The organism is Mesorhizobium opportunistum WSM2075 (genome assembly GCF_000176035.2).
GTDB lineage: Bacteria > Pseudomonadota > Alphaproteobacteria > Rhizobiales > Rhizobiaceae > Mesorhizobium > Mesorhizobium opportunistum.
Map to the genome: position 1 here is coordinate 122203 of NC_015675.1, position 14240 is coordinate 136442.

Consider the following 14240-nt stretch of genomic DNA (forward strand, 5'->3'; position numbering starts at 1 on the left):
CAGGACAGAGGGGGGCGCGAAGGATCGCTATCTTCGCGGTATGGCGGTCTCCGCGACGGACCACCTTCGCCTGGCACGGTGACGCTCGACCTCAGGCCGCCTTCTTCTTAGCCAGTCTCGCCTTGATCGAGGCGACGTCGGCGCGCGGCGTCGCGGCGAAGAGTGTCTTGGTGTAGCTGTGCTTGGGGTCTGAAAAGACCTCGTCGCGCGAGCCGTATTCGACGGCTTCGCCGAAATACATCACCATCACGTCGTCGGCGATGTAGCGCACGACGGACAAATCGTGGCTGATGAAGACATAGGTCAGCTGGAACTCGTCCTGCAGGTCGGCGAGCAGATTGAGCACCTGCGCCTGCACGGAGAGGTCCAGCGCCGAAACCGGTTCGTCCAGCACCAGAAGACTTGGATTGAGCATCAGAGCGCGCGCAATGGCGATGCGCTGGCGCTGGCCGCCCGAGAACATGTGCGGGTAGCGGTTATAGTGCTCGTGGCCGAGGCCGACCTTCTTCAGCATCTTCATCGCCAGGTCGCGCCGCTCGGCGGCTGGCTTGTCGGTGTTGATCAGCAGCGGTTCGCCCAGCACGTCGCCGATCTTCTGGCGCGGATTGAGCGAGCCGTAGGGATTCTGGAAGACGATCTGCACCTTGCGGCGCATCTCCCTGGTCAATCCGCCCCTGGCGATATCGACCTTGTTGCCGTCGATGAACAGGTCACCCGACGTCGCCGGATCGATCAGCGTGATGATGCGGGCGAGCGTGGACTTGCCGCAGCCGCTTTCACCGACGATGGCGAGCGTCTTGCCCTTGTCGACAGTGAAGGAGACGCCCTTGACCGCATGCACGGTGCGCGGTCCGGTGAACAGCCCGCCGCCGATGTGGTAGTCGCGGACGATGTTCTTGCCTTCGAGGACGGTGGTGCTCATGCCGAGGCTCCCGCAGCAGAGGGCGCAGGCTCGAACAGCATGTCGGAAACGGTCGGCAGCCGGTCGCCAACGGCGTTCTCCGGCAAGGCCGAGAGCAGCGCGCGCGTGTAATTGCTTTTCGGCGATTCGAACAATGACAGCACGTCGGCCTCTTCCATCTTGCGGCCCTTGTACTGGACGATGACGCGGTCGGCGGTCTCGGCCACCACGCCCATATTGTGGGTGATCATGATCAGGCCCATGCCGTATTTGGCCTGCAGCGAGACCAGCAGATCGAGGATCTGCTTCTGGATGGTGACGTCGAGCGCGGTCGTCGGCTCGTCGGCAATCAGCAGCTTCGGATTGCAGGCAATGGCGATGGCGATCATGACGCGCTGGCACTGGCCGCCGGACATCTGGTGCGGGAACGAGCTCAGCCGCTCTTCCGGATCGGCGATGCCGACCAGCTTCATCAGTTCGATGGCACGGGCCCGACGCTGGGCGCGATCCATGCCCATGTGGAAGCGCAGCACCTCCTCGATCTGGAAGCCGACCGTGAAGCACGGATTGAGACTGGCGATCGGCTCCTGGAAAATCATCGAGATGTCCTTGCCGACGATCTTGCGGCGCTCGGACGGGCTGAGCTTCAGGAGGTCGACGCCGTCGAATGCCATGCGGTCGGCCTTGACCGTCGCGGTGTTGGGCAACAGCCCCATCACCGCCAGCATCGACACCGACTTGCCGGAGCCGGACTCGCCGACGATCGCCAGCACCTCGCGCGGCTCGATCGACAGATCGATGCCTTGCACGGCCATGAACGGCCCGGCCGCGGTGTCGAAGGAAACGGTAAGGTTCTTGATCTCGAGCAGGGACATGCTCACGACCTCTTCAGCTTGGGGTCGAGCGCATCGCGCAGGCCGTCACCGATCAGGTTGATGGCAAAGACGGTGATCAGGATGGCGAGGCCCGGGAAGGTCACCACCCACCAGGCGCGCAGGATGAACTCGCGCGCTTCGGCCAGCATCGTGCCCCATTCCGGCGTTGGCGGCTGCGCGCCCATGCCTAGGAAGCCGAGTGCGGCCGCCTCGAGAATGGCGTTGGAGAAGGACAGCGTCGCCTGCACGATCAAGGGCGCGATGCAGTTGGGCAGGATGGTGACCAGCATCAGCCTGAGATGGCTGGCGCCGGCGACTTTGGCGGAGATGACATATTCGCGGTTCTTTTCCGCCATCACGGCGGCGCGGGTGAGCCGGGCAAAGTGCGGCTGCAGCACGAAGGCGATGGCGATCATGGCATTGACGAGGCCAGGGCCAAGCACCGCGACCAGCACCAGCGCCAGGAGCAGCGATGGGAAGGCCAGGATGATGTCCATGATGCGCATGATCAGCGTGTCGACCCAGCCACGGCAGTAGCCGGCGAGCAGGCCGAGGATGACGCCGGAGATCAGCGCCGTCGTGACCACGACGAAGCCGATGGCGAGCGAGAAGCGCGAGCCATAGATCAGGCGCGACAGCATATCGCGGCCGACGGCGTCGGTGCCGAGCAGGAACTGCGCATTGCCGCCCGCTTGCCAGGCCGGCGGCGTCAGGAAGAAGTCGCGGAACTGGTCGTCAGGCGAATGCGGAGCGAGCAACGGCGCGAAGATGGCGATCAGGATCAGCAGCGCGAAGACGAAAAGGCCGATCACCGCGCCCTTGTTGACGGAGAAGTAGTGCCAGAACTCGGCGAACATCTGCAGCCGCGCGTCCTGCGGCTTGACGACGGTCGCGGCTTCGATTGTGGCTGGGCCTTCGTTGGTCATGTCAATTCGCCCGTATGCGCGGGTTGATGACGGCGTAGAGCACGTCGACGATAAGGTTTACCGACATGACGATGAGGGCGATCAAAAGCAACCCGCCCTGCACGGTGAAATAGTCGCGCTTGGAAATGGCGTCGATCATCCATTTGCCGATGCCTGGCCAGGAGAAGATGCTCTCGGTCAGGATGGCGCCGGTCAGGAGCGTGCCGACCTGCAGGCCGATGGTGGTGACGACCGGGATCAGCGCGTTGCGGAAGGCATGCAGGCCGATGACGCGACGCGGCGCCAGGCCCTTGGCGCGCGCGGTTCGCACATAGTCCTCGCCCAGCACCTCGAGCATGGCCGATCGCGTCTGCCTGGCGATGACGGCCAGCGGTATCGTGCCGAGCACGATGGTGGGCAGGACAAGGTGCGACAGTGCCGAGCGGAAGGCGCCCTTCTGCCCCGAGATCAGGGAATCGATGGTCATGAAGCCGGTGACCGGCTTGAAGAAGTAGAGAAGGTCGATGCGGCCGGAAACCGGGGTCCAGTGCAGCGTGCCGGAGAACACGATGATCAGCAGCAGGCCCCACCAGAAGATCGGCATGGAATAGCCGGCAAGCGCGGTGCCCATGGTGAGCTGGTCGAACCAGGAGCCACGGCGGATCGCGGCGAAGATGCCGGCGGCGACGCCGAGCACGACGGCAAAGATCATGGCGAAGATGGCGAGCTCGACCGTTGCCGGGAACCGCACCAGGAAATCCTTGAGCACCGGCGTCTTGGTGGAAAACGAGGTGCCGAAATCGCCGCTGAGGATGTTGGTCAGATAGGTCAGGTATTGTTGCCAGATCGGCAGGTCGAAACCGAACTGATGCATCAGCGCCGTATGGCGTTCGGGCGACAGGCCGCGTTCGCCCGCGAGCACCAGCACCGGATCACCGGGCAGGATGCGCACGAAGCCGAAGGCGAGGATGGTTATCCCGATGAAGGTCGGGATGATGAGGGCGAGCTTACCGAGGATATAACGCAGCATGGCGGGCGAGTGGGGACGGCACCGTGTGGCGCCGCCCCCGTTTCGCGAACCTTATTCGGCGATATCGACGCCGTCGAAGCGGTGGATGCCGAGAGGATCCATCGCAAAGCCGGAAACGGTCTTCTGCATCGGCATGAACACCTTGGAGTGGGCGAGCGTCGCCCACGGTGCCTGCTCCTTGAAGATGACCTGTGCCTGTTCGTAGAGCTTGGTGCGCTCGGCCTGGTCCGAAACCGTCTTGGCCTTGTTGATGAGCGCATCGAAGTCCTTGTTGCACCATTCCGCGCGGTTGTTCGAACCGACGGAAGCGCAGCTCAGGAGCACGCCGAGGAAGTTATCCGGATCGCCATTGTCGCCGGTCCAGCCGACGATGACGGCGCCGTCGTGATCGACCGCCGAAGCGCGCTTGAGGTATTCGCCCCAATCGTAGCTGACGATGTTGACGGTGACGCCGACCTTGGCGAAATCGGCCTGGATCAGCTCGGCGGTGCGGCGCGCGTTCGGCATGTACGGACGCGACACCGGCATGGCCCAGACATTCATCTTGAGATCCTTGACGCCGGCTTCCTCAAGCAGCTTCTTGGCCGCATCCGGATCGTACGGATCGTCCTTCACGTCCTTGTTGTAGGACCACATGGTCGGCGGGATCGGGTTGACCGCCACCTGGCCAGCACCCTGGAAGACCGCGTCGATGATGGCCTTCTTGTTGATGGCCATGTTGAGCGCCTTGCGGACGCGCACGTCGTCGAACGGCTTCTGCTGGGTGTTGTACATCAGCGCGCCGACATTGAGGCCTTCCTGCTCGTCGACCTTCAGGTTCGCATCGGCCTGGAGGCCGGCGATGTCGGCCGGTGCCGGATACGACATGATGTTGCACTCGCCGGCCTTGAGCTTCTGCGCGCGCACCGCCGGATCGGTGGTGATGGCGAAGACAAGGTCGTCGATCTTCTGCTTGCCGCCCCAATAGTCCGGGTTGGCCTTGTAGCGGATGGCGGCGTCGGTCTGATAGTCGACGAAGATGAACGGGCCGGTGCCGATCGGCTTCTGGTTGAACAGTTCAGGCGTCTTGTCGGCCTGCAGCTTGTCGGCGTATTCCTTGGAGACGACCGAGGCGAAGTCCATGCCCAGCGTCGGAATGAAGGTGATCGCCGGCTCCTTGAGGGTGAACTTCACCGTCAGATCGTCGACCTTCTCGACCTTGGTGATGTTGTCGCCGAACTGGTCATTGTAATACTGGTAGGCGATGCCCGGGATGTACTGGAACCAGGGGCCGGTCTTGTCGACCTGGCGCTGGAACGAGAACACCACGTCGTCGGCGTTGAAGTCGCGCGTCGGGGTGAAATAGTCGGTGGCGGCGAACTTGACGCCCTTGCGCAGCTTGAACGTATATTCCTTGCCGTCGTCGGAGATCGTCCAGCTTTCAGCCAGCCCCGGCGAGGTCGTGGTCTTGCCGTGATCGAATTCGACGAGGCGGTTGAAGACGGTGCGCGAGGACGCGTCGAACGTCTGGCCCGCGGTGTACGGCGCCGGGTCGAAACCCTCTGGCGATGCTTCCGCGCAATAAACCAGAGTTTTCGCGTTGGCCACGCCTCCCAGGACGCTTGCAGCCAGCAACGCGGCTGCAAAAGTCAGTTTCTTCTTCATTGAGCACTCCCTGATGTTCTTCCAAGCCCCTCTATCAGGCTCGCGAAGCGCGCATATAAGCACCGTTTTTCCGGCTTTGGAACACCCCGTTTGCTTGCCCCGCGGGAAGCAGGAAAAAAATCCGCGATTTTGCTAAATGGCAGAAAAAATTAGCAGTTTTTTCTATTCACGCTATTATTAACGACTGCATTTTTTTATTGATCTGCCATCTGGTGGAATCGATGCCGCAGCCGCTTCCAACCAATCCCCGACTTCGAAAGGTGCCGGGAAAGATGCCGGTTCCAGAGGTCGCCGTCGGGAAAGATTTTCGACGGCAAATCTTTCGGCACCTTGCCGCTGGGGCAAGACTTGCACCGCCGCCGATAGAGGCAATACATAGATAAACAGGCTGGGATGGACAGGCTGGCGGCAGCGAAGGACGTCTCCATCAATCGGAGGTGGGCGCGGCACCGGCAACCAAGAAACAGTCGAACAGGAATTGCTAGGGAGGAATGGGTGGCAAAAGCATCGAAGACGCCGGTGAAGGCGTCGGCCAAGGCAGTCTCGAAACCAGCCGCCGGCACCGACGGGAAAGGAAAGGCCACGGCCAAAACCGCGGCCGCGAAGACAGCAGCCAAGCCCGCCGTGAAGGCACCCGCGGCAAAAGCGGCCGCTGCCACCAAGAGCGTCACCAATCCGGCGGCGAAAGCCGCCCCGGCAAAGACCTCTCCGACAAAGGCCCCTGCCGCAAAGATTTCTCCAGCAAAGGCCTCTCCAGCAAAAACTGGGGCGAACAAGACCGGGGCGGCGAAGGCCGCATTGCCGGCCAAGGCAGTCCCGGCACCGAAGCCGGCGCCGGCCAAGCGGCTGCCGAAAGCACTCACCGAACTTACCGCCGGTCTGCCGGAAAAACTGTGGCTGAAGAGCTATCCCAAGAACATGCCGGCCGAAATCGGGGCCCTTCCCTACAACTCCATCGGCGACTTCCTCGTTGGCGCCTGCAAGCAGTTTGCCGGCCAGCCGGCCTTCACCTGCATGGGCAAGTCTATCACCTATGCGGAGCTCGAGCGGCTTTCGGCGGCTTTCGGCGCCTATCTGCAGTCGACGGGTTTGCAGAAGGGGTCACGCGTCGCGCTGATGATGCCGAATGTGCTGCAGTATCCGGTGGCGATGATGGCGGTGGTCCGCGCCGGCTACACGGTGGTGAACATCAATCCCCTCTACACGCCACGCGAACTGGAACATCAGCTCAAGGATTCCGGCGCGCAGGCCATCGTCATCCTGGAAAACTTCGCCAACACCTTGCAGGCGATCGTCGCCAGGACCTCGGTCAAGCATGTCGTCGTCGCTGCCATGGGCGACATGCTCGGCGGCCTGAAGGGCACGATCGTCAATCTGGTCGTGCGCCGCGTCAAGAAAATGGTACCGACCTGGTCGTTGCCCGGCCATGTCAAGTTCAACGCCGCCCTGAAGGCCGGCGGCGGCATGAATTTCAAGCCGGCCACGGTGGCCGCCAATGACGTCGCCTTCCTGCAATATACCGGCGGCACCACGGGAATCTCGAAGGGCGCTACCCTGCTGCACAGCAACGTGCTGGCCAACGTCGCGCAGAATTCGCTCTGGGTCGAGGACGCTTATACGATCAAGCCCAAACCCGCGCATCTCAACCTCATCTGCGCACTGCCGCTCTACCATATCTTCGCGCTGACCGTGAATGCGCTGATGGGCATGCAAATGGGCGGCCAGAATATACTGATCCCCAATCCGCGCGACATTCCAGGTTTCGTCAAGGAACTGGGAAAGTACCCGATCCATATATTCCCCGGTCTCAACACACTGTTCAACGCGCTGCTCAACAACGAGGATTTTCGCAAGCTCGACTTCAAGCCGCTGGTCCTGACGCTGGGCGGCGGCATGGCGGTGCAGAAGGGCGTCGCCGAGCGCTGGAAGGCGCTGACCGGCTGCCCGGTCTCGGAAGGCTATGGCCTGTCGGAGACCTCGCCGGTGGCGACGGCCAACAAATTCAGTTCCGGCGACTTCACCGGCACCATCGGCCTGCCGCTGCCCTCGACCGAAATCGCCATCCGCGACGATGACGGCAACAACGTCCCGCTGGGAGAAGTCGGCGAGATCTGCATCAGGGGGCCGCAGGTGATGGCCGGCTACTGGAACCGGCCGGACGAGACCGCCAAGGTGATGACCAAGGACGGCTTCTTCAAGTCGGGCGACATGGGTTTCATGGACGAGCGCGGCTACACCAAGATCGTCGACCGCAAGAAGGACATGATCCTCGTCTCGGGTTTCAACGTCTATCCGACGGAACTCGAGGAGGTGGTGGCGATGCATCCGGGCGTGCTCGAGGTGGCGGCGATCGGCGTGCCGGACGAGCACTCGGGCGAGGTGCCGAAGCTGTTCATCGTCAAGAAGGATCCGGCCCTGACCGTGGAGACGATCACCGCCTTTTGCCGCGAGAACCTGACCGGCTACAAGCGGCCGAGATACATCGAGTTCAGGACCGAATTGCCGAAGACGCCGGTCGGCAAGATCCTGCGGCGGGCATTGCGCGAATAGGAACGGTCTTGGATAGCGATCGTGCCGGCGATGGTGGGCCGGATCATGGATTGCGCCTCGACCCGGCTGAATTCATCAAGGCGAACATGCGCCTCGTCCCGGTGCCCGCGCTTCCGGAAATCCGGTTTTACACGGCCCATCCGGGCAGCGGTTTGAGACGGCTCGTCGACCCTGAAAACGAAGGTGATGCGGACGACGACGGGCCCGAACCGCAACCGCCCTACTGGGCTTATGCGTGGGCCGGCGGCGCCGTGCTGGCGCGCTACATCCTGGACAATCCGTCGACGGTGACGGGCCGCCGCGTGCTCGACCTCGGGGCGGGATCGGGCATCGTCGGCATCGCCGCCGCGAAGGCCGGCGCGCGCACGGTGATTGCCGCCGAGATCGACCGCAACGGCGTCGCCGCGCTTACACTCAATGCGGCGGCGAACGGCGTCGCCATCACCGTGGTCGGAGACGATGTCACCAAGGGTGCGCCACCGGCGGTCGACATGGTGCTCGCCGGCGATGTGTTCTACGGGCAGGACGTCGCGCGCCGCGTCATGCCTTTCCTCGACCGCTGCCTCGCCGCCGGCATCGAGGTGCTGGTCGGCGATCCGGGCCGGGCCTATCTGCCCCGCTCGCGGCTGCGCCTGGTCGCCGAATACAAGGTGCCGGATTTTGGCGACGCGAAGGGTGCGGCGACCAGACCGAGCAGCGTCTTTCGTTTCGAGGGCAGAAGATCGCTGGCGCTAGGATCACAACCCAATCACTCTGAATGACCGAGTTTGCGGGTCGAAAGCGGCCCTTCCGCGCCAGATCAGTCGATGCTTGAAACTGCCATTCGCCGCATGAAAGCGGCGTCGAGCATGGTCAGAAAGGCGCGCACCGCGGGGTTGGCGCGTCGGCTTGCCGGCCAGAGCACGGTGACGTTATTTCGCTCGACGGCGAACGTGGACAGCACTGGGACCAGATCGCCGCGCTTCACATAGGGAGCCGCCATGAAGGAGGCGCCTATGCCTATCCCGCCACCGGCTGCCAGCATGATGAGCACGGCATCGCTGGCATCGGCGACCACACCAGCATTGGGCACGATCTCGATCTCGTGGTCGCCAATCCGGAAGGGCCAGCGAAAGGTCTGGCCTGTGCTCTGATACCGAAGATTGACGGTGTCGTGCCCTACCAGGTCATCGGGATGGGTCGGGGTGCCGCGTTCCTCGAGATAGGCCGGCGAGGCGAAGCAGCAAAGCCGATGGGGTGCGAGCTTGCGTGATAGCAGCCGGGTGTCAGCCAGATCACCGATGCGTATGGCGACATCGATGCCTTCCTCAATCATGTCCACTGTCTGGTCACCCAGCCTGAGATCGACGACCAGGTTCGGGTGGAGCCGACGGAAAGCCGGCAAAGCCGGAGCGATCAGGTGGAGTCCGATCGGCAGCGACGCGGCCACGCGCAACGTGCCCGATGGTTCGGAGCGCGCGGTCATTGCCGCCTGCTCGATTTCCTCCGCCTCGCGTAGCAGACGCAGCGCGCGCTCATGCAGGTCGCGCCCTTCGGGCGTGAAGGTGAGCGACCGCGTCGTACGGGTAAACAGCGACAATCCTAAATGCCGCTCGAGCCGCTGGATGCTCTTGCTGACCGCCGACGGGGAAATCGACAGCGCGCGCGCCGCTGCCGTGTAGCTGCCCAGCGATCCGGCACGCGCGAAGGCGATGATACCAGTGAGCCGATCCAAGGCGATATGTTCCACCATGGCATTACTTAAGCGCCATCTGCCCCGATTATCAACCAAGGATGATGCCACTAAATCTGCTCCAACGACATGATGAGCGGAGATTTGACCAAATGAGCGATAAGATGAAGGCAGCCCGTCTGCACGCATTCGGTGGTCCCGAGGTGCTGGTGTACGAAGACGCGCCGAGGCCAGATGTGAAGCCCGGCGAGGTGCTTGTCCGCGTCCAGGCGGCGGGGCTTAATCCGCCCGACTGGTATCTGCGGGACGGCTATCGCGCACTGCCGCCAGAATGGCGACCCAACGCATCCTTCCCACTGATTCTCGGCACGGACGTGTCGGGCGTCATTGAAGCGGTTGGCGCCGACGCCGGTGAGTTCAGCATCGGCGACGAGGTCTATGCAATGGTTCGCTTTCCCCATGAGCTAATGACGGGTAGCAATGCCTACGCGCATTATGTCAGTGTGCCGGCATCGCAGCTTGCGTTGAAACCAGCCGGCATCGACCATATTCATGCGGCCGGCGCACCGATGTCGCTTCTGACGGCATGGCAGTTCTTGATCGAACTTGGCCACGACGAGCCGAATCCGTTCCAGCCCTTCCGGCATGAGCCGGTGCCGCTCGACGGCAAGACGGTGCTAATCAACGGCGCCGGAGGCGGTGTCGGGCATCTGGCTGTCCAGTTGGCGAAATGGCGGGGCGCTCGCGTCATCGCGGTGGCATCGGCCAAGAACGAGGGGCTGATGCGAGATCTCGGCGTGGATCAGTTCGTCGACTACAAGACGACCGCGACCGAAGAAGTCGTCCGAGACGTCGACCTTGTCCTCGACGCGGTGGGCGGCGCGGACATGGAGCGCTTCTTCCATGTTCTGAAGCCGGGCGGCGCGCTGTTCCTGATCAACCCGCTGGGCTTCACGGGTCACGAGGAGGCAGAGAAGCTGGGAATCACGGTCTCATCCACACAGGTTCGATCCAATGGCGCGCAGTTGGCAAAAATCGCCCGCCTGCTCGAGGACGGCATTGTGCGTGTCGTCATCGACAGCACATTCCCGCTGGCCGAGGCATCGCGCGCGCACCAGCGCGCCGCTGACGGCAGTATTCAAGGCAAGATCGTGCTGGCCGTCTGATTTGTTGCTTTCAGCCGCCCGATCGTCGGAAGTGCAGACGGGTCGAGCGGGATCCACCAAGGTAAGCCATGATGCTGATTGTTACCGGTTATATGTACGTCGAGCCCTCGTCGGTCGCCGAGTTTATCCAGGATCTCCAGAACCTCGCCATAGCTACGCGGCAGCGGGACGGAAATCTTTCCTATGACGCGGCTGTGGACGATCCGCTTGCCGGCCGCCTCCTGGTCGCCGAGCGGTGGAGAGACCAGGCCGCACTCACTGCACATCTCCATGCTACCGACACGATGGCGTTCGTTGGTCGATGGGGCGACACCATTAGGGGTGAAATTCTCAAGTACGACGTCCTGCGCAAACGTGGCTTGATGGACGAGTAGCAAAGTACGCCGGTGAGCGTAGAGCGCCAGTCGGATCGTCTGCATATCTGCGCGCGCAACCGGCGCAGTGGACGGCAATCGCAGTCACCCATTCGTCAACCAAGCGGGCGTACTGCATCGTGCTCATGTGGTGAGCGTGATTGATCCGGCTCGGAAACGCATAGTCTTTGACCGTGCCGCCACGCCGTTCGAGCCAACAGAGAAGGCTGGCTCTCACATCGCTCGTGATCTCGAACCGGACGGGACGACCGGTCTTCTGTTGAACGACGCTTGCTCGGGTCCTGATTTCCGGTCCGGCGACCACATCGCGAATCCTGATCTTGACCAGGTCGCAAGCTGCGCGTTCGCGGTTGGCATCATCGAATTGAGAATGGCCCATGTGAGTTCTCCTCGGCCTTGATTGGCCGGACGAGAAACGGTGCTGGGCACTTGCCGCTGGGGCCGTTAACGGCCTGGCAGCTTTCAAGATGACTGGCAAGAAAGCCGATCTTTATGTCGAGCGTAGTGCGCACCGCTTTGCGCCAATAGCGGTCATGGGGTCGGATGCCACGATTGACGTAGGGCAAACAACAGATCAGCCGGTTTCTCTGGCGTCCCGCCCAGCCCGGGACAACTTGCCAACAGGCAATGATCGAGGGACCGAGTTTTCTCTCCGGCCTGACGATATCCTAACTGGAATCTAACGTTCGGCGCTCGGCGACGCGTTCAACCAAGCGCTGCCGTTACGGCAGTTCACTTATGTTTCGCTGACGAGAGGTCATCGGGTCAGCGCAGGCTTGGCTCGCGGGGGGAATGCGCGTGTCGAGAATTGCCGCGAGAACGGTCGGTTCGTTTTCCAGGGGGATTGACGCATTTGGCGCCTTGTTCCGTCTGGGTGCTCACGCCAGCAATGTTGACGTCGCCAATGGCGAGAAGAATGACGGGCTTGGCGTTGGACTGAGCCGGCATAGGGCGTTCGCCAAGGGTTGTACCCTCAACGCCATCACGCCCCGAACCGAGGATCGTGATCCCGAGCAGCCACTGGCACGCTGTTTTGCCGACAGGCTTATCGGCGGTTCCCACGTCTTCCTGATCAATCCGACGGGGACGAGTCTGTCCATCGGATCGCAAGTCCTGCTGACGACTTGCGACGCCATGCGGCCGAGCAGTGTTGACCAAGTCGATCAGGGAGGCTCGAAATGTCGCCGGTAACTGCCATTCGCCTGATCTTCTTTATGGATGGACTGATCATCGCCAAGTGGTTGCCGCACCTGCCGGACATCCAGGCGCATCTGGGCCTCGACGTCGGCCAGCTCGGGTTGGCGCTTGCCGCTCTGCCGCTCGGCATCATGTCATCGCTACCGCTGATCGGAACCTTCGTCATCTCGCGCTTCTCCGAGCGGGCCGCCATCCGCGTCACCTTCCTCTGGCTGGCATTGACCTCAACCCTTCCCGGCCTCGCCTGGGATTTTCCGAGCTTTGCGATCGCACTGTTCTTCTACGGGTCCGGCATTGCCGGCGTTGAAGTCGCCATGAACGCCACCGCCGATGCCGTCGAGTCCCGCGTCGGCCGGCGGATCATGTCGAGCTGCCACGGCCTGTGGAGCGTCGGCAACCTCATCGGTGCGGCGCTGGGCAGCCTGGCACTGTCGCTGCATCTGGACGCCATCGTAACCCTCATCGTCGCAGCCCCGATTCTGATGGCGCTGGCCTACGCCTCGACCGGCCGGCTCGGCCATAGCCCGATTTCGTCGGAGCCGGGGCCGGCCTTGGCCTTGCCAGATTTCCCGCTGCTGGTCCTGTGCTTGCTGCCGTTCTGCGCCTGCGTGCTGGAAGGCGCCATGGCCGACTGGGCAGCTGTGTACCTGCGGATCGAGCATGGTGCTCAGGCTGCGCTCACCGGTGCCGGCTTCGGCGTCTTCGCCGCCGTCATGGCCGCAACACGGCTGACCGGCGACCGGCTCGTCGATCGTGTCGGACCGGTCTTCATCGCCCACTGCTGCGGCGTCTCGGGCGTCCTGGGCCTGCTGGTGATCTGGGTCGCGCCCGGCGTGTGGCCGGCGTTGGTCGGATTTGCGCTGATGGGCTTTGCCGCCTCACTGATCTTCCCGATATCGGTTACAGCAGCGGCCCGTCAATCCGGCCGCTCCGCCGCCATGAACGTCGCGTCGCTATCGCTGATCTGCTTTTCCGGCTACGTCATCGGCCCACCGGTCGTCGGCCTCATTGCCGACCTGGTCGGCCTGCGCAACGCGCTTGCCTGCCTCATTCCCTTCGCGCTCGGCGTCCTGCTGCTCGCTCCACGGCTCCAACCCAGGGCCGCCGTCACCGGCACCGCCACGGCCCAAGGCTCCACCCATCTCGACCATTGGCGGGCAAGCTCAAGTTGATTTGAGTTTTGACCCCCAGGCGCCCGTCGTCAGACCGTCTCCTTGACCCGCGCCGAAAGGAAATCCGGCAGGTCGGCAACCGAATCCAGGATGACGTCGGCGATTTCGGCCAGCGATTCGCGCGTGCCGGTGCCGGAGAGCACGCCCACCGCCAGGCCGCAGCCACCAGCCCGCGCCATTTCGAGATCGTGGCGGTTGTCGCCGACCATGGCGATCGCCGCCGGCTTCAGTCCGGTAAGATCGCAGAAGGCCTGGATCGTGTCGGGTGCAGGCTTGGGATTGGCCACCGCGTCGTAGCCATAGGCGGCATCGAAGAGTTGGGCGACGCCCAGCGTGACCAGCGTCTTTTCAGCGCCGCTGGTCGAATCGTTGGTGGCGACACCGAGCCGGTAGGCTCTTTTATGCAGTGCCGCCAGCGTGTCGACGATACCAGGCAGCGCCACCGCCATCGCCGAGCCCTGCATCGAGGTGATCTCGTTGAAGCGAGCGACGGCCAGCATCTGGTCCTCGTCGGACAGCCGCGGGAACCACAATTCGACGACGTCCATGTTGGTACCCGAGGCAAAGATTGAATCAGGCTTGAAGCGGCGGTTGGCGAAATCGAAGCCGGCCGCGGCAAGCAGCCTGTCGGCCTTCCAGCGATCACCTTCGGCCGCGTCCATGGCCATGAAGTCGGCGACGCCAAGCCAGGTCGCGTTGAAGTCGACAAGCGTTCCATCCTTGTCGAACAATATTCCCTTGATGTCGGCCAAAC

14 protein-coding genes are annotated in these 14240 nt (G+C 62.9%); 6 read left to right on the forward strand and 8 right to left on the reverse strand.

Annotation, left to right across the window (positions count from 1 at the left end):
- Positions 1–91: 91 nt before the first annotated feature.
- From MESOP_RS00560 to MESOP_RS36080, 6 genes are all read right to left on the reverse strand, one after another.
- A complete protein-coding gene (locus MESOP_RS00560) occupies positions 92–922 on the reverse strand; it encodes a dipeptide ABC transporter ATP-binding protein (protein WP_013891359.1) in 831 nt (276 codons plus the stop codon).
- The gene (locus MESOP_RS00565; RefSeq protein ID WP_013891360.1) at positions 919–1776 is read right to left on the reverse strand and encodes an ABC transporter ATP-binding protein; all 858 of its coding nucleotides are present in this window, start codon (positions 1774–1776) and stop codon (positions 919–921) included. Before MESOP_RS00565 ends, MESOP_RS00560 begins: the two co-directional genes overlap by 4 nt.
- Positions 1777–1778: 2 nt before the next feature.
- Positions 1779–2633 (reverse strand): ABC transporter permease subunit, encoded by an 855-nt coding sequence (locus tag MESOP_RS00570; RefSeq protein ID WP_174324787.1) that lies wholly within the window; start codon positions 2631–2633, stop codon positions 1779–1781.
- 70 nt (positions 2634–2703) lie between these two features.
- Positions 2704–3711: an ABC transporter permease subunit gene (locus MESOP_RS00575; protein WP_013891362.1), complete on the reverse strand. Its 1008-nt coding sequence runs from the start codon at positions 3709–3711 to the stop codon at positions 2704–2706.
- A 51-nt stretch (positions 3712–3762) separates the two neighbouring features.
- Positions 3763–5355: an ABC transporter substrate-binding protein gene (locus tag MESOP_RS00580; RefSeq protein WP_013891363.1), complete on the reverse strand. Its 1593-nt coding sequence runs from the start codon at positions 5353–5355 to the stop codon at positions 3763–3765.
- Positions 5356–5549: 194 nt separating this feature from the next.
- A complete protein-coding gene (locus MESOP_RS36080; RefSeq protein ID WP_245265040.1) occupies positions 5550–6164 on the reverse strand; it encodes a hypothetical protein in 615 nt (204 codons plus the stop codon).
- 37 nt (positions 6165–6201) lie between these two features.
- Here MESOP_RS36080 and MESOP_RS00585 point away from each other — a divergent pair, with 37 nt between their 5' ends.
- A complete protein-coding gene (locus tag MESOP_RS00585; RefSeq protein WP_245265112.1) occupies positions 6202–7905 on the forward strand; it encodes a long-chain fatty acid--CoA ligase in 1704 nt (567 codons plus the stop codon).
- An 8-nt stretch (positions 7906–7913) separates the two neighbouring features.
- Positions 7914–8666: a class I SAM-dependent methyltransferase gene (locus tag MESOP_RS00590; protein ID WP_013891365.1), complete on the forward strand. Its 753-nt coding sequence runs from the start codon at positions 7914–7916 to the stop codon at positions 8664–8666.
- A 38-nt stretch (positions 8667–8704) separates the two neighbouring features.
- Here MESOP_RS00590 and MESOP_RS00595 read toward each other — a convergent pair whose 3' ends face one another.
- Positions 8705–9637: a LysR family transcriptional regulator gene (locus MESOP_RS00595; RefSeq protein ID WP_013891366.1), complete on the reverse strand. Its 933-nt coding sequence runs from the start codon at positions 9635–9637 to the stop codon at positions 8705–8707.
- Between the two features lie 92 nt (positions 9638–9729).
- Between MESOP_RS00595 and MESOP_RS00600 the strand changes: the two genes are divergently transcribed.
- The 4 genes from MESOP_RS00600 to MESOP_RS00615 all read left to right on the forward strand — a co-directional run bounded on the left by MESOP_RS00600 (position 9730) and on the right by MESOP_RS00615 (position 13486).
- Positions 9730–10743 carry an NADP-dependent oxidoreductase gene (locus tag MESOP_RS00600; protein WP_013891367.1) on the forward strand — a complete coding sequence of 338 codons (1014 nt, stop codon included), beginning with the start codon at positions 9730–9732 and terminating at the stop codon, positions 10741–10743.
- A 71-nt stretch (positions 10744–10814) separates the two neighbouring features.
- A complete protein-coding gene (locus tag MESOP_RS00605) occupies positions 10815–11117 on the forward strand; it encodes a putative quinol monooxygenase (protein WP_041164456.1) in 303 nt (100 codons plus the stop codon).
- 798 nt (positions 11118–11915) lie between these two features.
- Entirely contained in the window at positions 11916–12308 is a 393-nt protein-coding gene (locus MESOP_RS00610; RefSeq protein WP_150111167.1) for a hypothetical protein, read from the forward strand.
- Positions 12296–13486: an MFS transporter gene (locus MESOP_RS00615; RefSeq protein WP_013891369.1), complete on the forward strand. Its 1191-nt coding sequence runs from the start codon at positions 12296–12298 to the stop codon at positions 13484–13486. The genes MESOP_RS00610 and MESOP_RS00615 overlap by 13 nt, the downstream gene beginning before the upstream one ends.
- A gap of 29 nt (positions 13487–13515) precedes the next feature.
- Here the strand turns inward: MESOP_RS00615 and MESOP_RS00620 are convergent, their stop codons facing one another.
- A complete protein-coding gene (locus tag MESOP_RS00620) occupies positions 13516–14238 on the reverse strand; it encodes an HAD family hydrolase (RefSeq protein WP_013891370.1) in 723 nt (240 codons plus the stop codon).
- Between the last annotated feature and the right edge of the window lie 2 nt (positions 14239–14240).

What these genes read in the sequence shown, in the direction of transcription:
- MESOP_RS00600 (WP_013891367.1), top strand. Translation starts at nt 9,730, where the DNA reads ATGAGCGATAAGATGAAGGCAGCCCGTCTGCACGCATTCGGTGGTCCC.
- MESOP_RS00565 (WP_013891360.1), bottom strand. Translation starts at nt 1,776, where the DNA reads ATGTCCCTGCTCGAGATCAAGAACCTTACCGTTTCCTTCGACACCGCG.
- MESOP_RS00615 (WP_013891369.1), top strand. Translation starts at nt 12,296, where the DNA reads ATGTCGCCGGTAACTGCCATTCGCCTGATCTTCTTTATGGATGGACTG.
- MESOP_RS00560 (WP_013891359.1), bottom strand. Translation starts at nt 922, where the DNA reads ATGAGCACCACCGTCCTCGAAGGCAAGAACATCGTCCGCGACTACCAC.
- MESOP_RS00575 (WP_013891362.1), bottom strand. Translation starts at nt 3,711, where the DNA reads ATGCTGCGTTATATCCTCGGTAAGCTCGCCCTCATCATCCCGACCTTC.
- MESOP_RS00580 (WP_013891363.1), bottom strand. Translation starts at nt 5,355, where the DNA reads ATGAAGAAGAAACTGACTTTTGCAGCCGCGTTGCTGGCTGCAAGCGTC.
- MESOP_RS00595 (WP_013891366.1), bottom strand. Translation starts at nt 9,637, where the DNA reads ATGGTGGAACATATCGCCTTGGATCGGCTCACTGGTATCATCGCCTTC.
- MESOP_RS00570 (WP_174324787.1), bottom strand. Translation starts at nt 2,633, where the DNA reads ATGTTCGCCGAGTTCTGGCACTACTTCTCCGTCAACAAGGGCGCGGTG.
- MESOP_RS00605 (WP_041164456.1), top strand. Translation starts at nt 10,815, where the DNA reads ATGCTGATTGTTACCGGTTATATGTACGTCGAGCCCTCGTCGGTCGCC.